Genomic DNA, 21,081 nt, shown 5'->3' on the forward strand with positions numbered 1-21,081 from the left:
ACCTAGCCGCGCAGTTCCGCATCCAGCGTGGCCAGGCGCTCCGGCGTACCCACATCCGTCCAGCGGCCACGGTGGTGCTCGCCAGTCACGCGGCCCTTGGCCATGGCCGCCTGCAACAGCGGTGGCAGCTTGAAACGCGGCGGATGCTCATCGGCGCCCGCGACGTTGCCGACGATCCCGCGCCAGCCGTCGAGCACCGAAGGCCGATAGAGGGCGATGCCGGCGTAGGTCTTGCGCAACGCGTGCGCGCCCGCCGGCGGAACCTTGCCGTGCAGCCCGTCACCGAACGTGACCCGCCCCGATTGCTCATCGAGGATGAAATCGCCACCCGGGTGCTGTGGCGGATTGTCGACCAGGACCAGATGCGCGTCGCCGTCGATCTGGCGCGGAAGGCGGGCGAAGTCGAAGTCGGTCCAGACGTCGCCATTGACCAGCACGAACGCGCGGTTGTCGTCCTCGCCCGAGCGCAACAAAGGCAGCGCATGCAGCATCCCGCCACCGGTCTCCAGCGGCGTCGGACCTTCGTAGGAGTAGTGCAGGCGCAGTCCCCAGCGCGAGCCGTCTCCGAGCGTGTCCGGGAACTGGCCGGCGAGCCAGCTGGTGTTGATCACCACCTCGCGAACGCCTGCCGCGGCCAGCTTTTCCAGGTGCCACACGATCAGCGGCTTGCCACCGGCGACCAGCAACGGCTTGGGCGTGTGGTTGGTCAGCGGGCGCATGCGCTCGCCCAGCCCCGCGGCGAAGACAAGCGCCTTCATGCGTCCACTCCCCTCATCGCCGGACGGATGCGCGAGTCGAGCAGGTCGCGCAGCGGCGACAGTTCCGGATAACGCGGCAACACTTCATCGAGATAGGCAATGAAGCGCGGCGCATCGGCGATGTAGTGCGACTTGCCGTCGCGATGGTGCAGGCGGGCAAAGATGCCGAGGATCTTCAGGTGCCGCTGGATGCCGAGCCAGTCGGCATCGCGGCGGAACTGCGCCAGCGGCGGCACCGGCACGCCGGCGGCGAGCGCACGCGCGTGGTACTGCGCCAGCCATTCGTCGACGCGCGCGAGCGGCCAACTCAGGAAAGCGTCCTTGAACAGGCTGACGGCGTCGTAGGCTACCGGACCGCTGACGCAGTCCTGGAAGTCCAGCACGGCCGGGCCGTCAGCCACCGGCATCAGGTTGCGCGGCATGAAGTCGCGATGGGTCAGCACGCGCGCCTGCGACAGGGCGTTGTCCATCAACCGCCGCTGCACCAGCTGCAGGTGCTCGGCATCGCCGCAGCCGAGCGCGATGCCGAGATGACGGCGCAGGAACCATTCCTCGAACAGGCCGGCATCGCGCTGCAGCAGCGCCTCGCCGAACTCGCCCATGCCCGGCGGCGGCACGATCGCCTGCAGCTTCAGCAGTTGCGTGATCGCGGCGGCGAAGTGGGCGTCGGCGTTGGCGTCGTCGATGACCTTGGCCAGGGTCGGGCCGCCCAGGTCCTCCATCAGCAGGAAGCCGGATTCGACATCCTCGACCAGCACCTGCGGCACGCGCACGCCGCCGCCTTCAAGCAGGTCGCGCATGCGCAGCCACGGACGCACGTCCTCGAGCGCGGGCGGCGAATCCATCACGATGTGCGAGCCCGCGGCGCCGCTGGCGCGCCAGTAACTGCGGAAGCCGGCGTCGACCGAGGCGCGCTGCAGGGACAGCTCGGGGTTGCCGCTGGCGGCACGCGCCCAGGCAAGGCGCGCGGTCTCGCGGTCGATTGACTCGCGATCGGGTGACTGGGGTACTGCGGTCATGCATTCTCCGGGCGGCGACAGCCGCACACGCACAGCGTAGCGGGGCGCTGCGCGCGGGGGAATGCGAAATCAGGGGCGGCCCTCATCCGGCCCTTCGGGCCAACTTCTCCCGTGAACGGGAGAAGGGCCTGGCGGGAGATGGGTTGGGGTGAGGGTGAGGGGTTGGGGTGAGGGCCCAGGCGCAGCCGCCTCAGGCCGCCACGGCCGCCTTGCCCTCCAGCGACGCCAGCCATTCGTCGTCCGACCCTTCTGCCACGCCCTCGAACAGGAACGTCGACAGATAGCGCTCGCCGGTATCGGGCAGCACCGCCAGCAGCACCGACCCTTCCGGCGCGCGCTCGGCCACCTTCAGCGCCGCGGCGACAGTCGCACCGGCGGAGATGCCGACGAACACACCTTCTTCCGCAGCCAGGCGGCGCGCCGTGTCGCGCGCCACCACGTCGTCCACCGGCAGCACTTCGTCGGCGATCGTGCGGCTCAGTACCGCCGGCAGGAAGTCCGGCGTCCAGCCCTGGATCTTGTGCGGCTGCCACGCATTGCCCGACAGCAGCGCCGCACCGGCCGGTTCGCTGGCGACGATCTTCAGGTCAGGACGCGCAAGCTTGAGCACTTCGCCGGCTCCGGTAATCGTGCCGCCGGTGCCCCAGCCGCTGACGAAATAGTCCAGGCGCTTGCCGGCGAAATCGCGCAGGATTTCCGGGCCGGTGGTGCTGCGGTGGTACGCCGGATTGGCCTCGTTCTCGAACTGGCGGGCGAGGAACCAGCCATGTTTTTCCGCCAGCTCGGCGGCCTTGCGCACCATGCCGCTGCCGCGTTCCGCGGCGGGGGTCAGGATCACCTTTGCGCCGTATGCGCGCATCAGCTTGCGCCGTTCGACCGAGAAGGTCTCCGTCATCACCGCAACGAACGGGTAGCCACGCGCGGCCGCGACCAGCGCCAGGGCGATGCCGGTGTTGCCCGAGGTCGCTTCGACTATCGTCTGCCCGGGTTTGAGCAGGCCCTTGCGCTCTGCATCGAGCACGATTGCGAGCGCGAGGCGATCCTTGACCGAACCGCCAGGATTGAAGGATTCGACCTTGGCATAGAGGGTGACGTGCGCAGGGGCGATGCGGTGCAGGCGCACGATCGGCGTGCTGCCGATGGTGTCCAGGATGCTGTCGTACAGGGCCATGGGTTTACTCCGGCGAATCTGTGGGAGGGAGGCGGGTGCGGTCTCAGGCAGCCAGCGCCAGCGGTGCTTCACCCAATGGCGCAGCGCCGAACCAGTGCAGCGACTGGGCCAGCGACGCCACTTCGCCGACGATCAGCAGTGCCGGCGACTGCACCTCGTGGTGGCGCGCACGCTCGGCCAGGTCCGCCAGCGTGCCGACCACCACCCGCTGTTCGGGGCGCGAACCGTTCTCGACCAGGGCGAACGGTGTCGAAGGTGCGCGGCCGTGCGCGATCAGCCGATCGCGCAGCGCATCCAGTCCGGCCACGCCCATGTAGACGGCAAGCGTCTGCCGTTCGAGCGCCAGCGACGGCCAGTCGAGCGTGTCGAGCGAATCCTTGCAGTGCGCCGTGACCAGCCGCACCGATTGCGCGTGGTCGCGATGGGTCAGCGGCACGCCCGCGTAGGCCGCGCAGGCCAGTGCCGCCGTGATGCCCGGCACGACCTCGAACTCAATGCCGTCGGCGCGGAGCACTTCGAGCTCTTCGCCGCCGCGACCGAACACGAACGGATCGCCGCCCTTGAGCCGCACCACGCGCTTGCCGGCGCGGGCATGCTCGAGCATCAGCGCATGGATCTGTTGCTGGGTGGTGTGGTGGTTGCCGGCCTGCTTGCCGACCTCGATCCGCTGCGCATCGCGCCGCACCAGTTGCAGCACGTCCTTGCTGACCAGGCGGTCGTGCAGGATCACGTCGGCTTCGTTGAGCACGCGCAGGGCGCGCAGGGTCAGCAGGCCCGGATCGCCCGGGCCGGCTCCCACCAGCGCGACAGAACCGCGTGTGCCGGAATCGCTGGACTCGCCCAGTGCCGCGCTGAACTCGCGCTCCGCGGCCAGTGGCTGGCGCTGGCGCAACAGTTTCGGCACCGGACCTGCCAGCAGGCGATCGAAGAAGCGGCGACGCTGGCCGGTCTGCGGGAATCGTGCGCGGATACGTGGTCGTTCGCGTGCCAGCAGTTCGGCCAGCGCGCCGATCGATTCGTCGAGTTCCGATTCGAGCTTCTCGCGCAGGTGGCGCGCCAGCATGGGTGCGCCGCCGCCGCTGGAGATCGCGACCTGCAGCGGTCCGCGTTCGATCCGCGCCGGGATCTGCACGCTCGATGCCTGCGCATCGTCGACCACGTTGACCCAGATGCGCCGCGCTTCGCCGGCGTCGGCGACGGCCTGGTTGACGGCCTGGTCATCGGTCGCGGCGATCGCGAGCCAGGCGCCGTCGAGCCAGTGCGCCTGGAACGGACCCTGCAGATGCTGGATCCGGCCCTCGCCGGCATGGTGCGACAGCGCGGCGCTGATCTCCGGCGCGCCAAGGCGGACCCGCGCGCCCGCTTCGAGCAACGCCTCCGCCTTGCGCTGGGCCACCGCGCCGCCGCCGACCACCAGCACGTCACGGCCGCGCAGGTCGGCGAATACGGGAAACAGTGGACTGGCCATGGTGTCGATCAAGGGTGGGGGCGGCGATACCGTGAACCTACCCAGGCCGCCTCGCCGGCGGAAATGACGCGGGCGCCTGGCGGTATGTCGTTTCGGAATGACCGCCACAGCTCTGGACAGCCGCCCGCGGGCGGGGTAGTTTTCTTTCCATCCCTTTATTCGTATTGAGCGATAGATAACCCGGTTCGCTCCCCCCATGACCCTCACCCAGCTCCGCTACCTCGTCGCCATTGCCGACTCCGGCCTCAACATCACGCTGGCCGCCGAGCGCGTGCATGCCACCCAGCCCGGCCTGTCCAAGCAGCTCAAGCAGCTCGAGGACGAGCTCGGTTTCCAGCTGTTCACCCGCAAGGGGCGCAGCCTGGAAGCGATCGCGCCGGCGGGTGAGCGCGTGCTGATGCACGCCCGTCGCATCCTCGAGGAAGCCAGCAACATCCGCGCCTATGCCGCCAACGAGCGCGGCCAGCACAGCGGCCGGCTGGTCCTGGCGACCACCCACACCCAGGCCCGTTTCGTCCTGCCGGAAGTGATCGCCGCGGTGAAGCGCGAGTTTCCGCAGGTCAGCGTGCACCTGCAGGCGGCGGCCGATGGCGAAGTGCTCGAGCAGCTCGCACGCGGCGAAGCCGACCTTGCCGTGATCAGCACGGCCGGCGGCGAGCCCGAGGGCGGAGTCGCCGTGCCGCTGTACCGCTGGCGCCGGGTGGTGCTGGTGCCGCTCACCCATCCGCTGGCCAAGCTTGAGCGCGCGCCGACGCTGGCGGAACTGGCCGCGCATCCACTGATCAGCTACGAATCCTCGACCAGGCACGAGTCCTCGCTGCACCGCACGTTCGCCGCTGCCGGGCTGGAACCGCAGCTGGCGATGACTGCGCGCGATGCCGACCTGATCAAGACCTACGTACGCGCCGGTCTCGGTGTGGGCGTGCTGGCGGAGATGGCGGTCGGCGTTCGCGACACCGACCTCAAGGCGTTGCCGGCGCCGGAGGCATTGCCCGAGTGCATCACCTGGGCGGTGATCCCGCGCGCGCGCGTGCTGCGCGAGTACGCATTGGCATTGATGCATGGCATCGCGCCGCAGCTCGACCGGCGCGACCTGCGCCGCATTCTTGAAGGTAACCTGGAGCCACGCTGGCCGGATGCGCCATCGTGGCGCGAGCTGAGCCAGCCGATCACGACCTGAGGGCTGTTCGGCGCGCCCGCGCTTACCTATGCTGCGGGCGGGGAAAGGCAATCGACCAGCGACCGCGGCACGAACGTGGCCGTCGCCGGCTGCCTGCGCGCAACGCTCATCGTTCATTCGACCAGGGAGAACCGCCAATGCAGCTTCGCTCCATCATCGCGTCTGCCGTCATCACCGCGAGCCTCTTCGCATCCGGCGTCGCCGTCGGTTTCGCCGCGCAGAAGCCGGGCGTCTGGCCCTATCGCGACAAAAACAACCAGGAAGCGGCCCTGGCCATGCTCGAACTGGCCAAGGTCCAGGCCGATGGCGGCAGCTGGGAGCGCATCGCCATTGGCCGCATCTACTACCTCAGCGGTTCCAAGCCGGCCGGGCAGGCGATCTTCGACGAAGTGCTGGCCGACGAGCCCGAGCCGAGCGATCTGTTCCGGATCGCCCGCGTCTATCGCGAAGCCGGCGAATGGTCGCAGGCCAAGGCCCTGTTCGACCGCTACGTCAGCGAGAAGCCCAAGGACAGCAGCGGCATGGCCGAGGTCGGCGCGTACTACCTGATGCAGGGCGACCGGGCCGCCGCCGAAGCGCTGTTCGATCGCTCGTTCAAGCGCGAACCCAACGTCTGGGCGACGGTTGCCGCGGCCGGTAGCTACCTGGGTGTGACGCCGCAGGAATAAGCGCGTGGGCCGCCCGCTACGGGCGAGCCGCATCTGTCAGCCGTCCCGGCCATCGCCGGGACGCTGCCATCAGGCGGCGTTGGGCTCGCTGTCGAAATGCAGCCCGCACTCACGCTTCAGGCCGAAAAAACGCGTGTCTTCCTCGTTCATGCCGGCCTCCAGCGGTCGCGTCGTGTGGATGTCGCCGATCGACACGTAACCCTGGTGCCACAGCGGGTGGTAGGGCAGGTCGTGCTGCTGCAGGTATTGCCAGACTTCGCGGTCGCTCCAGTCGGCGATCGGGTGCAGCTTCCAGCGGCCGTCGCGCAACTCGAGGAAGTCGATGTTGGCGCGGGTGCGCGCCTGGCTGCGCCGCAGGCCGGCGATCCAGGTACGCACGCCCAGTTCGTTCAACGCGCGCTGCATCGGCTCGACCTTGCGCATGCGGTTGTAGCGCTCGATGCCGTCCAGGCCGTTCTCCCAGATCTTGCCCAGGCGCGCCTCCATCCAGGCGATGCCGATCTGCGGCCGGTAGACCTTGAGGTTCAGGCCCAGCCGCTCGCTGAGCTGGTCGACGAAGCGGTAGGTCTCGGGGAACAGGTAGCCGGTATCGATCAGGATCACCGGCATGTCCGGCTGCTGGCGCGTGGCCAGGTGCAGCGACACCGCCGCCTGCGCGCCGAAGCTCGACGACAGCGCGTGGGTGCCGGCGGTGTTCTCCAGCGCCCACGCAACGCGCTCTTCGGCGCTGTGCTGGCCAAGCCAGCGATTGAGTTCCGCCAGTGCCTGCGGCGACTCGGCGGCGGTGATCGGATCGGGGGGCGTGCTCATGCCGCGTTCTCGCTACGCAGTTGCAAGGGAATCGGGGGCCTGGGTGGTGCAATCACGGCAGTGCGGACGAGGAAATCGCCAAAGCCTTCATCGGCCTGGCGCTCGCCGGCATAGCGCGCAAAAAGTGGATCGAGCTCGGCGAGGATCTGTGCCTCGACGATGTTCTCGCGGTACAGGGTGTTCAGGCGCTGGCCGCGGTGGTCGGCGCCGAGCATGAGGTTGTAGCGGCCGGGTGCCTTGCCGACCAGGGCGATCTCGCCCAGGTACGGCCGCGAGCAGCCATTCGGGCAGCCGCTGATGCGCAGGTGGATCGGCGCGTCGTGCAGGCCATGGCCGTCGAGCAGCTGCTGCACCTTGCCGGTCAGCTCGGCCAGGTAGCGTTCGGCTTCGGCCATCGCCAGGCCGCACGTCGGCAGCGCGACGCAGGCCAGGGCATTGCGCTGCAGCGGGGTGGCCTTGCTGTAGCCGTCCAATTCGTACTGCGCGACCAGCGCGTCGATCCGCGTCCGCAGCGCCGCCGGTACGCCCGCGATCACCAGGTTCTGGTTGGGCGTCAGGCGGAATTCCGCGTCGACCGCCGCTGCGTCCAGCACCCGCGCAATTTCACGCAGCCCGCTGAGGTGGGCCACGCCTTCGTGATCCCAGATGCGCCCGGCAACGATACGCAGGGTGAGATGGGCAAGACCGTTTTGGCCCTCGATCCAGCCGAATCTGTCCCCGTTGTGGACGAAACTGAAAGCACGCGCCGGTAGCAGCGCAAAGCCGGCGCGCCGCTCGACCTCGGCCTTGAACCAGTCCAGGCCGTGGTCGTCGATGGTGTACTTCAGCCGCGCGCGCTTGCGCACGTTGCGATTGCCGTGGTCGCGCTGCGCGGTGACCACGGCTTCGCCAACGGCGATCACCTGGTCGGGCGTGACGAAGCCGATCACGTCGCCCAGGCGCGGATAGGTTTCCGCATCGCCATGGGTCGCACCCATGCCACCGCCGACGCTGACGTTGTATCCGGCCAGCGTGCCGCCATCGTCGAGGATGGCGATGAAGCCCAGGTCCTGGGCGAACACGTCGACATCGTTGTAGGGCGGGATCGCAAAGCCGATCTTGAACTTGCGCGGCAGGTAGGTCGGCCCGTACACCGGCTCGTCCTCGCTGCCGCTGCCGACGATGCGCTCCTCGTCCAGCCAGATCTCGTAGTAGGCGCGGGTGTTGGGCAGCAGGTGTTCGGACAATGCCGCAGCCTGCGCATGAACCGCGGCATGCGCCTGCGACAGCAGTGGGTTGGCGGCGACGGCGACGTTGCGGTTGACGTCGCCGCAGGCGGCGAGGGTGTCGATCAGCGTGGCATTGATGGCCTGCATCGTCGACTTCAGTTCGGTCTTGATCACGCCATGGAACTGGAACGCCTGGCGGGTGGTGATGCGCAGTCCGCGCTCGGCGAAGCGGGTGGCCACGCTGTCGAGCTTGAGCCACTGCGCCGGCGTCACCACGCCACCGGGCGTGCGTGTGCGGATCATGAAGCTGTAGGCCGGCTCGAGCTTGGCGACGCGGCGCTCCTCACGGATGTCGCGGTCATCCTGCTGGTAGCTGCCGTGATACTTGATCAGGGTCTGGTCGTCATCGGCGAGCGCGCCGGTGAGCGGGTTGGCGAGCGACGCCAGCAGCGTTCCGCGCAGGCGCGCGCTTTCGTGCTTGATGTCCTCGACCGAATGGCTGCTCATTTCAGTACACGTCTCTTGCGTAGCGGCCCTGCTGCTGCAGGTCGTTGAGGTAATCGTTGGCGGCTTCGGCGGACTTGCCGCCGTGCTCGGCGATCGCGTCGAGCAGCGCCGCATGCACGTCGCGCGCCATGCGCGTGGCGTCGCCGCAGACGTACAGATGGGCGCCGGCTTCGAGCCAGTCGAATAGCTCGCGGCCCTGTTCGCGCAGGCGATGCTGGACGTAGACCTTGTGCGCCTGGTCGCGCGAGAAGGCCAGGTCGAGACGGTGAAGGCGTCCGTCCCTGAGCGCCTGCTGCCACTCGACCTGGTAGAGGAAATCGGTGCGGAAGTGCGGATTGCCGAACAGCAGCCAGTTGCGGCCACTCGCGGCAATGGCCGCGCGCTCCTGGACGAAGCCGCGGAACGGCGCCACGCCGGTGCCGGGCCCGATCATGATCACGTCGCGCGAGGCGTCGGCGGGCAGGCGGAAGCGCTCGTTGTGTTCGATGAACACCGGCAGCCGCTCGCCTTCGGCCGCCGCCGCCAGCTGGTGCGAGGCCGCGCCCCAGCGCGTGCCCTGGCCGTTGTCGTATTCGACATGGGCGACGGTGAGGTGGACCTCGTCGCCGACCTGCATCTGGCTGGAGGCGATGGAGTACAGGCGCGGGGTCATCGGCCGCAACGCCGCCACCAGCTCCTCGCCGCTCCACTCCGCGCGGTAGCGCGGCAGCAGGTCGATCACCTGCTGCTCGCCGAGCAGCTTGACAAGCTGCGCCTGCTGTCCCGGCGCGAGCAGGTCGTTGAGTTCGGCGTTGCGTGCCTGTGCGGCAAGACTGGCGACGAACGGACGCGTCAACCGCGTCAGTTCGCGCTTGTCGCCAAGCCAGCGACGCAGCGGCAGCTTCAGGCCACCGTGGCCGACCTCGTCGTCGCCGTCGAGGTGCAGCGTCGAGAGCACCGCCTCGACCAGCGCAGGCGGATTGGACGGCCACAGCCCCAGTGCATCGCCGGGTTCGTAGTGCAGGCCCGAACCTTCCAGCGACAGCTCGATGTGGCGCACGTCCTTGTCCGGGCCGGGGCGTCCCACGCTGCTGGCGCGGCTGACCAGTCGCTGGTTGAGCAGCAGTTCGGCCGCGAACGGCGCGTCGCGTCCGTGCGCGGGCGCCGGCGCCAGCGGTCGTAACGGCGTGACCGTCGCCAGCGGTGCGGTCGGCTTCAAGGCCTCCTTTGCCTTGGCCAGTGCCTGCGCCAGCCACGGCGTGGCGATGGTCTCCAGGTCGAGGTCGGCGTCGCCGCGGGGCAGCAGGCGGGTCGCTCCGAGTTCGGCCAGGCGTTCGTCGAGCTTCTGCCCGATCGCGCAGAACTGCGGGTAGCTCGAGTCGCCCAGACCGAGCACGGCGTAGCGCAGCTGCTTGAGCTGCGGCGCGCGCTTGCCGGCGATGAACTCGACCAGGGCGCGCGCATCATCCGGCGGATCGCCGTCGCCCTGCGTGCTGATGACGAGGTAGAGGGTGCGCTCGTCCTTCAGCTCGCGGGTCGGGTAGGCGTCGGCGCGAAGCAGGCGCACTGGCACGCCGGCGGCCTCGGACTGGCGTGCGAGCTGCTCGGCCAAGCGCTTGGCGTTGCCGGTCTGGCTGCCGTAGACGATGGTCAGGCGCCCCGCCGCCTGGGCTTCTGCAACCGGGGCGGCAGCCGTCAGCGCCGTCCCGGCGCCGCGGCTGGCCAGCCCGGCGGCATAGCCCGACAGCCACCACAGGCCATTCGCATCGAGTCCGTCAGTGACGTGGGCGAGTGCGGCCAGCCGATCCCCGGACAGGGGAGGGCCGAGAGAAGGGCTGGCAGTCGGGCCAGAAGCAAGCGGGCTTGAAGGTGAAGCCGACATCGGCATGGGACTGGGCGGCGGGGACCATTGCAGGCTAGGCCTCGCCGGAGGCCATATGAAAGGACGTTGGGTAATGCGCTCATGCCCCGGGCTTATTTCTGCGGCGCATGCCGGCCGCTCCTACAATGTGGTCAGATAGCCGCGACCTCCGAACCGACCCGGCGAAGACGGACTGCCGCCCTCCCGCAACCCTCCGGTTCACACCCGCCACCCACTGCCTGACGATGACCCTGCCTGTTGAACTGAGCCACCTCGATCGCCTCGAAGCCGAGAGCATCCACATCCTGCGCGAGGTGGCGGCCGAGTTCCGCAATCCGGTCATGCTGTACTCGATCGGCAAGGACAGCTCGGTGCTGCTGCACCTGCTGCTGAAGGCGTTCGCGCCGGCACGCAAGCCGCCGATCCCGCTGCTGCACGTCGACACCGGCTGGAAATTCCGCGAGATGATCGCCTTCCGCGACCGTCGCGCCGACGAGACCGGCGTCGAGTTGCGCGTGCACACCAATCCCGAGGGCGTCGCCCAGGGCATCGGCCCGATCAGCCACGGCGCCACCGTCCACACCGACGTGATGAAGACCCAGGCGCTCAAGCAGGCGCTGGACCTCCACGGCTTCGACGCCGCCATCGGTGGCGCCCGCCGCGACGAGGAGAAGTCGCGCGCCAAGGAGCGCATCTTCTCGTTTCGCAGCGCCCAGCACCGGTGGGACCCGAAGAACCAGCGGCCGGAACTGTGGAGCCTCTACAACACCCGCATCCACAAGGGCGAATCGGTGCGCGTGTTCCCACTGTCGAACTGGACCGAGCTGGACATCTGGCTCTACATCTACCGCGAACAGATCCCGGTGCCTTCGCTGTACTTCGCTGCGCCACGCCCGGTGGTCGAGCGCGATGGCGCACTCATCCTGGTCGACGACGAGCGCCTGCCGCTGCGCGAGGGCGAGACCGCGCAGTTGCGCCAGGTACGCTTCCGTACGCTCGGCTGCTACCCGCTGACCGGCGCGGTCGAGTCGCAGGCCGACACTCTGGAGAAGATCATCGCCGAGATGCTGGTGGCCACCACCTCCGAGCGCCAGGGCCGGGTGATCGACCACGACCCGGGTGCGTCGATGGAGAAGAAGAAGCAGGAGGGGTATTTCTGATGGCCACCGCACCTGCATCCGAAGCCGCCGCCTCCGACGTCGCCGCCTACCTGCAGCGGCACGAAACCAAGGGCCTGCTGCGCTTCATCACCTGTGGCAGCGTCGACGACGGCAAGAGCACGCTGATCGGACGCCTGCTGTTCGAGAGCCGCGCGCTGTTCGACGACCAGCTGTCGGCGCTGGAATCCGACAGCCGCCGCCACGGCACGCGCAACGGCGAGATCGACTACGCGCTGCTGCTCGACGGTCTCTCGGCCGAGCGCGAGCAGGGCATCACGATCGACGTGGCCTACCGCTTCTTCAGCACCGACAAGCGCAAGTTCATCGTCGCCGATTGCCCGGGCCACGAGCAGTACACCCGCAACATGGCCACCGGCGCATCGACGGCCGATGTTGCCGTGGTCCTGGTCGACGCCCGCAAGGGACTGCTCGCGCAGACCCGCCGGCACAGCTACATCGCCTCGCTGCTTGGCATCCGCCATGTGCTGCTGGCGGTGAACAAGATGGACCTGGTCGGCTTCGACTTCGCCGTCTTCGACGAGGTCGTCGCCGGCTACCGCGCGCTCGCCGACCAGCTCGGCATCGCCAACGTGCAGGCGGTCCCGCTGTCGGCGCTGCAGGGCGACAACCTGATGCAGCGTTCGCCCAACACGCCGTGGTACGACGGCCCGAGCGTGCTCGAGTACCTGGAAAACGTTGACGCCAGCCGCGGCGCCGCCGACATCGGCCTGCGTCTGCCGGTGCAGTACGTCAACCGGCCGGACCAGGATTTCCGCGGGTTCGCCGGCACGATTGCCTCAGGCATCGTGCGGCCCGGCGACGACATCGTGGTGCTGCCTTCGGGTCGCCGTTCGAAGGTCGCGCGCATCGTCACCGCAACCGGCGATCTCGACGTGGCCGGCGAGGGCCAGGCCGTGACGCTGACGCTGCGCGATGAACTCGACATCAGCCGCGGCGACGTCGTCGCCGACGCACACCGGCCGCCGCAGGTTGCCGACCAGTTCGCCGCGCACATGCTGTGGATGGGCGAGCAGGCGTTGCTGCCCGGTCGTCCGTACTGGCTCAAGATCGGCACGCGCACGGTCAGCGCCAGCGTCACCGAGATCAAGCACAAGATCGACGTCAACACCCAGGAGCCGCTGGCGGCCAAGCACCTGGAACTCAACGAGGTCGGTTACTGCAACCTCTACCTCGATCAGCCGGTGCCGTTCGAGGCCTATGCCGACAGCCGCACGCTTGGCGGCTTCATCCTGGTCGACCGCCAGAGCAATGCCACCGTTGCCGCCGGTACGCTCGAGTTCGCGCTGCGACGCGCCGGCAACATCCACTGGCAGCACCTCGATGTGGACAAGACCGCGAGGGCTCGGATCAAGGGCCAGAAGGCGCGCGTGCTGTGGTTCACCGGCCTCTCGGGATCGGGCAAGTCCACAATCGCCAACCTGGTCGACAAGCGCCTGCACGCGCTGGGCTACCACACCTTCATCCTCGACGGCGACAACGTCCGCCACGGTCTCAACAAGGACCTGGGCTTCACCGACGAGGACCGCGTCGAGAACATCCGCCGCGTCGCCGAAGTGGCCCGGCTGATGGCGGACGCCGGCCTGATCGTGCTGGTCAGCTTCATCTCGCCGTTCCGCGCCGAACGCCGGATGGCGCGCGAACTGTTTGACTCCGGTGAGTTCGTCGAAGTGTTCATCGACACACCGCTGGCGGTCGCCGAGAAGCGCGACGTGAAGGGCCTCTACGCCAAGGCGCGCGCCGGCCAGCTGCGCAACTTCACCGGCATCGATTCGCCGTACGAGGTTCCGCAAGCCGCCGAGCTGAAGCTGGACACGGTGAACGAGAGCGCCGAGCACCTGGCGCAGCAGGTCATCGACTACCTGATGGAGTGACCGGCCTGGCGTGGGTCTTGCGCCGTAGGGCGCACAAACAAAAACCCCGGCCTTGGCCGGGGTTTCTGCATGGCTTCACGCGTGTCATGCCACTGGTTTGGCGGTCTTGCTGCGTATGAACTCGTAGATGAAGAGCAGTACGACTGCGCAGATGATCGAGACGATGAAGCCGATGAATCCGCCGCCGGCGTAGAGCAGGCTGCCGATGTAGGCGCCGGCGATGCCGAGCAGGATGGTGAGGATCCAGCCCATCGGATCCGCACCGGGTTTGAAGAAACGCGCCAGGATGCCAATTACCGCACCAATGATGATCGTATAGACAATGCTGCCCATATCGCTCCCTCCTGAAGTGGTTGGGTGACGCGAGGGCATCCTAGCACCGGAGTCCTCAGCAGCAACCGTGGTCGCCACGCTCCTGGCCACCGGCCACCGCCGCCACGCCGCTGGTCTCGCCGCGCTGGCTGGCCAGGTGATGCTCGGCGATCACGCGCGACACACACGCGGTCACGCGCTTGCCCATCGGGATGTGCAGGAACTCGTTGGGACCGTGCGCGTTGCTGTGCGGCCCAAGCACGCCCGTGATCATGAACTGCGCGCCCGGGAACTTCTCGCCGAGCATGCCCATGAACGGAATCGAGCCGCCTTCGCCCATGTACATCGCCGGCTGGCCGAAGAAATCACGGCTCGATGCGTCGATGGCCTTGGTCAGCCACGGCGACTGCGCCGGTGCGTTCCAGCCGCTCGAGGATTTTTCAAGATCGAGCGTGACCTGTGCGCCGTTCGGCGGATCGCGCAGCAGCACGTCCTTGAGCAGCTCGCCGGCACGCTTGCCGTCGAGGGTCGGCGGCAGGCGCAGCGACAGCTTCACTGCGGTGTGCGGGCGCAGCACGTTGCCGGCCGAGGCCAGCGGCGGCATGCCGTCGACACCGGTCACCGACAGCGCCGGACGCCAGGTACGGTTGAGCACCAGCTCGGTCAGGTCGCTGGCCATCGGCTTCATGCCGGGCAGCAGCGGAAACTTGTCGAAGATGGCCGTGTCGAGCACCTTCGCCGCCTCGCGCGCCTGCGCCATGCGTTCGGCCGGCACTTCGACGAACAAGTCGTCGATGCGGATCTTGCCGGTGTTCTCGTCTTCCAGGCGCGACAGCAACTGGCGCAGCAGGCGGAAGCTCGATGGCACGATGCCCGAAGCGTCGCCGGAGTGGACGCCTTCGCTGAGCACCTTGACCGTGAAGTTGCCGCCAGCCAGGCCGCGCAGCGAAGTGGTGCACCACAACTGGTCGTAGTTGCCGCAGCCCGAGTCCAGGCACACCACCAGCGACGGCTTGCCGATGCGACCGGCGAGATGATCGACGTAGGCGGGCAGGTCGTAGCTGCCGGACTCTTCGCAGGCTTCGATCAGGATCACGCAGCGCGAATGCGGCAGCTGCTGTTCCTGCAGCGCCAGCACGGCGGTCAGCGAACCGAAGATCGCGTAGCCGTCATCGGCGCCGCCGCGGCCGTAGAGGCGATCGCCCTTGATGACCGGCGACCACGGGCCGAACTCCGGATCCCAGCCGGTCATCTCCGGCTGCTTGTCGAGGTGGCCGTAGAGCAGCACGCAATCGTCGTTGCTGCCGCCGTGGGCCGCCGGGATCTCGATGAAGATCAGCGGCGTGCGCCCTTCGAGACGAACCACTTCGACCTGCATGCCCGGGATCGGCTGGGCTTTGGCCCAACGCTCCATCAGCGTGACGGCATCTTCCATGTAGCCGTGCTTGACCCAGTCGGCGTCGAACATCGGCGACTTGTTCGGGATGCGGATGTATTCGACGAGTTGCGGAACGATCTCGTCATCCCATTTGCCGCCGACGAAACGGTCGACCTTGCTGCTGTCCATGGAGGGGGGCCTCGGAACGGTGGAAACCGCCAGTTTACGCCTGCGCGGCGGTCGATCCGATGCGCGATGGGGCGGGTTGGCACCCGGGAACGGCAGCGTATGGACCGGTTTTGCCTCCCGGTAGGCCTTTCCTGACCGGTTGCAGCGGTTTGCCCCTGCCCGGTTGTGAAGGCGGTGGCGATGCAGCGGCAGCCGGCCAGTGCCGACACTGGTTGCCCGCGTCCACGGAGCCACGCCATGAGAACCCCCGCCAGGATGGCCTTGCCGCTGCTGCTGACCTTTCTGATGGCGGCCGCTGCCACCGTCGCGGCCGCCGAGAAGGTCAATATCAACACTGCCGATGCGGCCACCATCGACCGGGTCATGGTCAACATCGGGCCGGGCAAGGCCGAAGCGATCGTCGCCTACCGCAAGGCGAACGGTCCTTTCCGCAGCGCCGAGCAACTGGCCCTGGTCAAAGGGGTGGGGCTCAAGACCGTGGAGAAGAACCTGGACCGCATCGTCTTGACGGCGCCTGCCGCTCCGGCAAGGCAGGCGGTGGCTGGCAAGCAGGCGCCGGCAAAGCCGCTGGCCGCGAAGCCGGCAGCCAAACCGGCGGCCAAACCGGCGGCCAGACCAGCAGCCAAACCAGCTGACCGCACCGGGGGAGTCAGCCGCTGACGTTGCTTGCCGCCGCCGTTCGCGCGGCGATGGTGGCAAGCGAACAGGCAAGGATGCCGAAGGGACACAGGGGGAGTCTCCCTGGACAAGGATGTATGCCGCCCCGTCGCAACGGATTGTGACGGGGTGGCGCTCGAACGCCGCAACCCACGACGTGCCCACCGCTAGACTGTCAGCTTCCGGTCCGCACAGGCGACGTCGAAGGCGATGACACCCGAACGCAGCAGCCGGTCGTGGGTAATCCCGGCCAACGAATACCGCCGCGAACGCTGGCGCAACCAGATGGGCTGGACGCGTGAGATCCACGCGCATGTACCGGGCACGGGGGCGCCTTCGACGGAGTGGGACTGGCGCCTGTCGATCGCCGAGATCGAGCGCGATGCGCCGTTCTCCGCCTTCCCCGGAATCGATCGCGAGCTCGTCCTGCTGGCTGGCAATGGCCTGCGCCTGCGTTTCGACGATGGCGAAGTCACGGACCTGTTGCCGCCGCACGATCGTCTGCGCTTTGCCGGCGAACGTGGCGTCGTCGGCGAGCTGCTCGATGGCCCCACGCACGACTTCAACCTGATGTGGCGTCGTGACCGCGTCCGCGCCGACCTATGGCATCGTCCGCTGGTCGGGCCGATGGTCCTGTTCGCAGAACCCGACAGCACCTGGATCGTGCACCTGATCGCAGGTCAGGCACGATTTGCCGACGACTCCGGCCTGCCGGCGATGGCGGCGGCCGATACCGCGATCATCTCGGCCGGATCACAGCGGCTGCGGCACGTGCTCGACGGTGGCGGCGAGGCGCTGCTGATCCGGATCGAAGCGCAGGGCTGACCGCACTGCGGGCCCCTGCGCTCCAGGAGCTAGTACACGTCGCGGCAATAGCGACGGTCCGCCGCCATGGCTTCCAGCGCATCCAGGCCGACCGCTTCGCGCAGCACGGCGTCGACGTCCGGCGCCATGCCTTCGAGGCTGCCGCAGACATAGACCGACGCTCCCTCGGCGATCCACTCGCGCAACTGCCCCATTCGTTCGCGCAGCAGGTGCTGCACGTACGTACGTTGCGAAGCGTCGTCGCGAGAGAACGCAAGATCCAGCTGCTGAAGCCGGCCCTGCCGCAGCCACGCTTCGATCTCGTCGCGGTAATGCAGATCGTGCTGGCTCTGGCGCTCGCCGAACAGCAGCCAGTTGCGATGATGGCCGACGGCGATGCGCGCCTTGAGCAGGGCGCGCAGTCCGGCCAGACCAGTGCCGTTGCCGATCAGCACCACCGGCCGGTCGTCGAGCGGGGCATGGAAGGAGGGATTGCGGCGAATGCGCACGTCGATGTGCTCGCCCGGCAGGGCATGCGCCGTCAGCCATCCGCTGCCGCTGCCAAGGCGTCCGTCCGGGTGGCGCATCTGCCGCACCAGCAACTGCAAGCTGCCGTCTGCTGGCAGCGACGCGATCGAGTACTCGCGGTGTGGCAATGGCTGCAGGCTGTCGGCAACAGTCTGCGCATCCTGGCCGAGGCTGTCGCGCGGCGCCGGCAATCGCGACCGCGCCAATGCGCGCGACAACGGCTCCGACACGCCAGCCACTTTGACCACGGTGTCACCATCGAGACCACGGGTGGCGAGCCAGTGCGCGACCGCGTCCTCCGGGTGGCGCGGGCCGATTTCGGCGATGTCGCCGGCATTCCAGTCGAGGCGTGCGCTGTCGCCGGGAACCAGTGCGACGTGATACGCCGGACCGCCAATGCTGCCCGGGTTCAGCCATCGGCGTTCCTGCAGGCGCCACGACTGATACGCCGGTGCGCTCCAGTCGGCGAAGTCGGCATGACCGCTGAGCTGTCCCAGTCGATGCTGCCAATGGCGCAGCGCACCGGCGTCGCCGGCATCGACCTCGATGCGGTCGAACAGCGGCGTCGCGCCGTGGTGGTGCAGCCACTGGTCCAGGCGACGACCGAAGCCGCAGAACTGCTCGTAAGCGCGGTCGCCCAGCGCCAGCACGGCGTACTCGATGCCCTCCAGCGACACCGGCCGATCAAGCACGTGACGGGTGAAACCAAGTACGTGGTCGGGCGGGTCGCCTTCGCCGGTGGTGCTGGCGATGAACAACGCGCGCCGATGTCGTCGCAGGACGTCGGCATCGACGCGGTGCAGCGGTAGCGAGCGCACTGCCACGCCGGCACTGCGCAGGGCGTCGGCGGTGTGTTCGGCCAACTGTTGGGCGAAGCCGGTCTGACTCGCCCACGACAACAGCACGGCGTCGCCGTCGCTGCCGCTGTCACCCTGGGTATTCGTTCGCGATTGTCTGCGCGTTCTGGCGACGACCGCCGCGCACCATCCCGCGTATGCCAGCAATAGCACGGTGGCCAGCAGCCAGTTGCCCAGACGCGGTGACGCCAGCCACCACGGGTCGGTCTGCCAATGGCCGAATGCCAGGGAAATTGCCAGCAGGCCCGACAGCGCCAATGCATTGCCAAGCCACGCCCGTGACGTTGCGGGTCCCGCGCTCATGCCTGCAGCAATTCCGCGAACGCCGGCGTCATGCGCTCTTCGCGCCCGCAGGCGCCGGCCGCGACGAAGCGCGCCGCCAGGTCGTGGCGACACGCGAACGCGAAGCCCTCGTCCACGCCCATCACCGTCAATGCGGTCGACCAGCCGTCGGCAAGCATCGCGTTGCTCGCGGCCACCGTGACCGCTACCGGTGCGCCGCGTGCCGGGCGACCGCTGCGCGGGTCGAAGGTGTGGCTGTAGTGCTGGCCATCGTGCTCGAAGCGATGCCAGCGGTCGCCGGACGTGGCCACGGCCAGACCGTCCAGCGCGAGCACGCGCGCCGGCGTTGCATCGTCCTCGTCGCCGGCGCAGGCTTCGACGATCACGCGCCAGGCGCTGCCGTCGGGCTTGCGCCCGCGACCGGACAGTTCGCCACCGACTTCGACCAGCGCGCTGTCGATGCCATCCGCCTGCAACTGCGCCGCCACCGCATCGACGGCGAAGCCCTTGGCGATCGCGCACAGGTCCAGCTGCGTTCCGCCCGGCTGCAGTACCCGCTGCGTTGCGGCGTCGATCCCGATGCGTTGCCAGCCGACCGACGCGAGCACGTCCGCAGGCACCTGGCCCGGCGCGTCGTGTGGTCCGGACGGGCCGAAGCCCCATGCGTCGGCAACTGCGCCGATGGTCGGGTCGTAGGCGCCGTCACTGGAGCGGGCAATATCGAGCGCGCACGCCAGCACGGTCCAGAAGTCGTCCGGCAGCGCATGCCAGGTCCCGGCCGCGGCGGCATTGAACCGGCTCAGGTCGGAATGGGCGGTCCAGTTGCTCATCTGCGCGACCACGCGATCCAGGCGCGCCTGGATGCGCGCGCGGATCGCGTGCAGGTCGACGTTCGGCCGGGTCACCAGCTTCACCGACCAGGTCGTTCCCATCGTGGCTCCGCCGAGAGTGTCGACGGCGCCACGCAGATGGCTCGCAGCTTGCATCACCGATGCGTCGATTACTGCGGCAGCACTTCGAGCGTGGCGACATAACCGACGCGGCGCTGCTTGGCCTGCGGCACGGTCGTCTTGTTGTCTTCGCTGGTGGCTTCGAGCCAGTACATGCCGGCTTCCGGCCAGGTCACGGCGAATTCGCCCTTGGCGTCGGTCTTGACCTTGATCTCGTCCTGCGCGTTGCGGTAACGGGTGTTGCCGCGCACGATCTCGACGTCGATGCCGCCTGCCGGCTTGCCATCGATCTGCATGCGGAACTTCGCCGCGTCGCCGACGAACAGGTCATTGGGATGGGTCACCGGCACCATCTCCAGGCCCTTGCCGCTGGGCTTGAGCGCGGTGTCGTTGGGCGAGCCGTTGGTGACGAAGGTCTCCACGCGGCTGATCGACTGCGAAACCTGCAGGTTCTTCGCGCCCTTGGGCACTTCGGTCGCGAACGCAGCAGCGGTGCCGCGCCAGCGCTTGGGCTTGCCGTCCTCGTCCCATTGGCCGACGACGTAGTCGTTGACTACGCCGATCTTGTAGGTGCCGGCCTGCTTGAGCTCGACATCGAACACGGTGCGGTACTTGCCGGTGGCGCTGTTCTGCGCGGCGACCGGGCTGCCATCGGGTGCGGTGATGGCGAGATTGTCGGTCTTCAGCGGCACGTGATTGAAGTAGAACAGGTCGTTCGACACCGCAGCATCGACGGTCACCCACGGGTTGTTGCCGGCGAGCACGGTCTGCGAGGGCTGCAACCACGCCTTGTGGGCCTGCGCGGCCAAGGGCAGGGAAAGCGCGAGTGCGAGTGCGGCGAACTTGAGGGTCTGCTTCATGGGGAACGCTCCGGACGAACTGAAAGAGTGGGGTGCCGGGAACCGGCAGGGCGGCTCGCGAAAAGCAGTTACGGCTTGCTGGCCAGCGTGACCAGGCCGAGTTCGCTGCTTCCTTGCGCAGAGCCGTCGCTGGCGCCGCGCCACTTGAACGGGATCTTGAGCAGCTCGCGTCCGCCGACTTCGCGTGCGGCTTCCACGACCAGCGTGTAGTCGCCGGCTGGCAGCGCGGCCAGCTCCGGATTCTTGTCGGTGAACTGCAGCGTGTGCTTGCCGACCGGACGCGTCGGGCCGGTCACGCCATCGACCGGCATCTGCAGGGTGCGGCCGCTGCGTCGCCACCACTGGCGCAGGTCGGGCAGCCACTTGCTGCCGGCGCCCTCGTTGGTCGCCTTCTGCGAGTACCAGACGGCAAGGTTTGCCGCGGCCTTCTGGTCTGGACCCTCGACCCAGATCGCCACGTACGGCCGGTGGTACTCGGCGACGTTGAGCTGGGGAATCTGCAGGCTGAGGTTGATCTCCGCCGAATGGGCCGGCAGGGCGAGCAGTCCGCTCAGCGCAATGGTCAGTTGGACACGCATGGGAT

The 21,081-nt window shown here is 68.3% G+C and carries 19 protein-coding genes; 6 read left to right on the plus strand and 13 right to left on the minus strand.

Annotated features, from left to right (window positions below):
- Positions 1-2: 2 nt before the first annotated feature.
- The 4 genes from murU to cysG all read right to left on the minus strand — a co-directional run bounded on the left by murU (position 3) and on the right by cysG (position 4,416).
- Entirely contained in the window at positions 3-758 is a 756-nt protein-coding gene (gene murU / locus AC1DER_RS13290) for an N-acetylmuramate alpha-1-phosphate uridylyltransferase MurU (protein ID WP_477243374.1), read from the minus strand.
- Complete coding sequence (locus AC1DER_RS13295) at positions 755-1,777, minus strand: aminoglycoside phosphotransferase family protein (RefSeq protein WP_477243372.1); 1,023 nt, start codon at positions 1,775-1,777, stop codon at positions 755-757. Before AC1DER_RS13295 ends, murU begins: the two co-directional genes overlap by 4 nt.
- A 190-nt stretch (positions 1,778-1,967) precedes the next feature.
- Complete coding sequence (gene cysK / locus AC1DER_RS13300; protein ID WP_477358042.1) at positions 1,968-2,948, minus strand: cysteine synthase A; 981 nt, start codon at positions 2,946-2,948, stop codon at positions 1,968-1,970.
- Positions 2,949-2,991: 43 nt separating this feature from the next.
- Complete coding sequence (gene cysG, locus AC1DER_RS13305) at positions 2,992-4,416, minus strand: siroheme synthase CysG (RefSeq protein WP_477243368.1); 1,425 nt, start codon at positions 4,414-4,416, stop codon at positions 2,992-2,994.
- A 196-nt stretch (positions 4,417-4,612) separates the two neighbouring features.
- Here cysG and AC1DER_RS13310 point away from each other — a divergent pair, with 196 nt between their 5' ends.
- Together AC1DER_RS13310 and AC1DER_RS13315 are read left to right on the plus strand one after the other, a co-directional pair.
- Positions 4,613-5,596: a LysR family transcriptional regulator gene (locus tag AC1DER_RS13310; protein WP_477243366.1), complete on the plus strand. Its 984-nt coding sequence runs from the start codon at positions 4,613-4,615 to the stop codon at positions 5,594-5,596.
- 137 nt (positions 5,597-5,733) lie between these two features.
- The gene (locus AC1DER_RS13315; RefSeq protein ID WP_477243364.1) at positions 5,734-6,264 is read left to right on the plus strand and encodes a tetratricopeptide repeat protein; all 531 of its coding nucleotides are present in this window, start codon (positions 5,734-5,736) and stop codon (positions 6,262-6,264) included.
- A 69-nt stretch (positions 6,265-6,333) separates the two neighbouring features.
- Here the strand turns inward: AC1DER_RS13315 and AC1DER_RS13320 are convergent, their stop codons facing one another.
- The 3 genes from AC1DER_RS13320 to AC1DER_RS13330 are packed head-to-tail and all read right to left on the minus strand — an operon-like array spanning position 6,334 to position 10,650.
- Positions 6,334-7,074: a phosphoadenylyl-sulfate reductase gene (locus AC1DER_RS13320; RefSeq protein ID WP_441817265.1), complete on the minus strand. Its 741-nt coding sequence runs from the start codon at positions 7,072-7,074 to the stop codon at positions 6,334-6,336.
- Positions 7,071-8,789 (minus strand): assimilatory sulfite reductase (NADPH) hemoprotein subunit, encoded by a 1,719-nt coding sequence (gene cysI / locus AC1DER_RS13325; RefSeq protein WP_477243361.1) that lies wholly within the window; start codon positions 8,787-8,789, stop codon positions 7,071-7,073. The genes AC1DER_RS13320 and cysI overlap by 4 nt, the downstream gene beginning before the upstream one ends.
- 1 nt (position 8,790) lies before the next feature.
- A complete protein-coding gene (locus tag AC1DER_RS13330) occupies positions 8,791-10,650 on the minus strand; it encodes an assimilatory sulfite reductase (NADPH) flavoprotein subunit (protein ID WP_477243359.1) in 1,860 nt (619 codons plus the stop codon).
- A gap of 224 nt (positions 10,651-10,874) precedes the next feature.
- Here AC1DER_RS13330 and cysD point away from each other — a divergent pair, with 224 nt between their 5' ends.
- Complete coding sequence (gene cysD, locus AC1DER_RS13335) at positions 10,875-11,789, plus strand: sulfate adenylyltransferase subunit CysD (RefSeq protein WP_477243357.1); 915 nt, start codon at positions 10,875-10,877, stop codon at positions 11,787-11,789.
- Positions 11,789-13,681, plus strand: a complete 1,893-nt coding sequence (cysN, locus tag AC1DER_RS13340) for a sulfate adenylyltransferase subunit CysN (RefSeq protein ID WP_477243355.1) — start codon at positions 11,789-11,791, stop codon at positions 13,679-13,681. The genes cysD and cysN overlap by 1 nt, the downstream gene beginning before the upstream one ends.
- 84 nt (positions 13,682-13,765) lie before the next feature.
- Here cysN and AC1DER_RS13345 read toward each other — a convergent pair whose 3' ends face one another.
- Positions 13,766-14,014, minus strand: a complete 249-nt coding sequence (locus AC1DER_RS13345; RefSeq protein ID WP_477243353.1) for a GlsB/YeaQ/YmgE family stress response membrane protein — start codon at positions 14,012-14,014, stop codon at positions 13,766-13,768.
- A 55-nt stretch (positions 14,015-14,069) separates the two neighbouring features.
- Positions 14,070-15,560 (minus strand): M20 family metallopeptidase, encoded by a 1,491-nt coding sequence (locus AC1DER_RS13350; protein WP_441817271.1) that lies wholly within the window; start codon positions 15,558-15,560, stop codon positions 14,070-14,072.
- Positions 15,561-15,797: 237 nt separating this feature from the next.
- On the opposite strand from AC1DER_RS13350, the gene AC1DER_RS13355 reads away from it, so the two are divergent.
- Complete coding sequence (locus tag AC1DER_RS13355) at positions 15,798-16,220, plus strand: ComEA family DNA-binding protein (protein ID WP_477243351.1); 423 nt, start codon at positions 15,798-15,800, stop codon at positions 16,218-16,220.
- 207 nt (positions 16,221-16,427) lie between these two features.
- Positions 16,428-17,042 (plus strand): HutD/Ves family protein, encoded by a 615-nt coding sequence (locus AC1DER_RS13360; protein WP_477243349.1) that lies wholly within the window; start codon positions 16,428-16,430, stop codon positions 17,040-17,042.
- A gap of 29 nt (positions 17,043-17,071) precedes the next feature.
- On the opposite strand, the gene AC1DER_RS13365 is transcribed toward AC1DER_RS13360, so the two are convergent.
- From AC1DER_RS13365 to AC1DER_RS13380, 4 genes are all read right to left on the minus strand, one after another.
- Positions 17,072-18,709 (minus strand): flavodoxin domain-containing protein, encoded by a 1,638-nt coding sequence (locus AC1DER_RS13365; protein WP_477243347.1) that lies wholly within the window; start codon positions 18,707-18,709, stop codon positions 17,072-17,074.
- On the minus strand, positions 18,706-19,674 hold the full coding sequence (locus AC1DER_RS13370; protein ID WP_477243345.1) for an FAD:protein FMN transferase: 969 nt from the start codon (positions 19,672-19,674) through the stop codon (positions 18,706-18,708). The genes AC1DER_RS13365 and AC1DER_RS13370 overlap by 4 nt, the downstream gene beginning before the upstream one ends.
- A gap of 14 nt (positions 19,675-19,688) precedes the next feature.
- Positions 19,689-20,498 carry a DUF4198 domain-containing protein gene (locus AC1DER_RS13375; protein WP_477243343.1) on the minus strand — a complete coding sequence of 270 codons (810 nt, stop codon included), beginning with the start codon at positions 20,496-20,498 and terminating at the stop codon, positions 19,689-19,691.
- A 68-nt stretch (positions 20,499-20,566) separates the two neighbouring features.
- Entirely contained in the window at positions 20,567-21,076 is a 510-nt protein-coding gene (locus AC1DER_RS13380) for a DUF2271 domain-containing protein (RefSeq protein WP_441817277.1), read from the minus strand.
- Between the last annotated feature and the right edge of the window lie 5 nt (positions 21,077-21,081).

This window comes from Lysobacter sp. 05T417, assembly GCF_056396405.1.

Excerpts from the sequence above, each read along its gene's own strand:
- AC1DER_RS13370 (WP_477243345.1), bottom strand. The coding sequence starts at position 19,674 with ATGCAAGCTGCGAGCCATCTGCGTGGCGCCGTCGACACTCTCGGCGGA.
- cysN (WP_477243355.1), top strand. The coding sequence starts at position 11,789 with ATGGCCACCGCACCTGCATCCGAAGCCGCCGCCTCCGACGTCGCCGCC.
- AC1DER_RS13310 (WP_477243366.1), top strand. The coding sequence starts at position 4,613 with ATGACCCTCACCCAGCTCCGCTACCTCGTCGCCATTGCCGACTCCGGC.
- cysI (WP_477243361.1), bottom strand. The coding sequence starts at position 8,789 with ATGAGCAGCCATTCGGTCGAGGACATCAAGCACGAAAGCGCGCGCCTG.
- cysK (WP_477358042.1), bottom strand. The coding sequence starts at position 2,948 with ATGGCCCTGTACGACAGCATCCTGGACACCATCGGCAGCACGCCGATC.
- AC1DER_RS13345 (WP_477243353.1), bottom strand. The coding sequence starts at position 14,014 with ATGGGCAGCATTGTCTATACGATCATCATTGGTGCGGTAATTGGCATC.
- AC1DER_RS13375 (WP_477243343.1), bottom strand. The coding sequence starts at position 20,498 with ATGAAGCAGACCCTCAAGTTCGCCGCACTCGCACTCGCGCTTTCCCTG.
- murU (WP_477243374.1), bottom strand. The coding sequence starts at position 758 with ATGAAGGCGCTTGTCTTCGCCGCGGGGCTGGGCGAGCGCATGCGCCCG.
- cysD (WP_477243357.1), top strand. The coding sequence starts at position 10,875 with ATGACCCTGCCTGTTGAACTGAGCCACCTCGATCGCCTCGAAGCCGAG.
- AC1DER_RS13380 (WP_441817277.1), bottom strand. The coding sequence starts at position 21,076 with ATGCGTGTCCAACTGACCATTGCGCTGAGCGGACTGCTCGCCCTGCCG.
- AC1DER_RS13315 (WP_477243364.1), top strand. The coding sequence starts at position 5,734 with ATGCAGCTTCGCTCCATCATCGCGTCTGCCGTCATCACCGCGAGCCTC.
- cysG (WP_477243368.1), bottom strand. The coding sequence starts at position 4,416 with ATGGCCAGTCCACTGTTTCCCGTATTCGCCGACCTGCGCGGCCGTGAC.
- AC1DER_RS13365 (WP_477243347.1), bottom strand. The coding sequence starts at position 18,709 with ATGAGCGCGGGACCCGCAACGTCACGGGCGTGGCTTGGCAATGCATTG.
- AC1DER_RS13350 (WP_441817271.1), bottom strand. The coding sequence starts at position 15,560 with ATGGACAGCAGCAAGGTCGACCGTTTCGTCGGCGGCAAATGGGATGAC.
- AC1DER_RS13355 (WP_477243351.1), top strand. The coding sequence starts at position 15,798 with ATGAGAACCCCCGCCAGGATGGCCTTGCCGCTGCTGCTGACCTTTCTG.
- AC1DER_RS13330 (WP_477243359.1), bottom strand. The coding sequence starts at position 10,650 with ATGTCGGCTTCACCTTCAAGCCCGCTTGCTTCTGGCCCGACTGCCAGC.
- AC1DER_RS13295 (WP_477243372.1), bottom strand. The coding sequence starts at position 1,777 with ATGACCGCAGTACCCCAGTCACCCGATCGCGAGTCAATCGACCGCGAG.
- AC1DER_RS13320 (WP_441817265.1), bottom strand. The coding sequence starts at position 7,074 with ATGAGCACGCCCCCCGATCCGATCACCGCCGCCGAGTCGCCGCAGGCA.
- AC1DER_RS13360 (WP_477243349.1), top strand. The coding sequence starts at position 16,428 with ATGACACCCGAACGCAGCAGCCGGTCGTGGGTAATCCCGGCCAACGAA.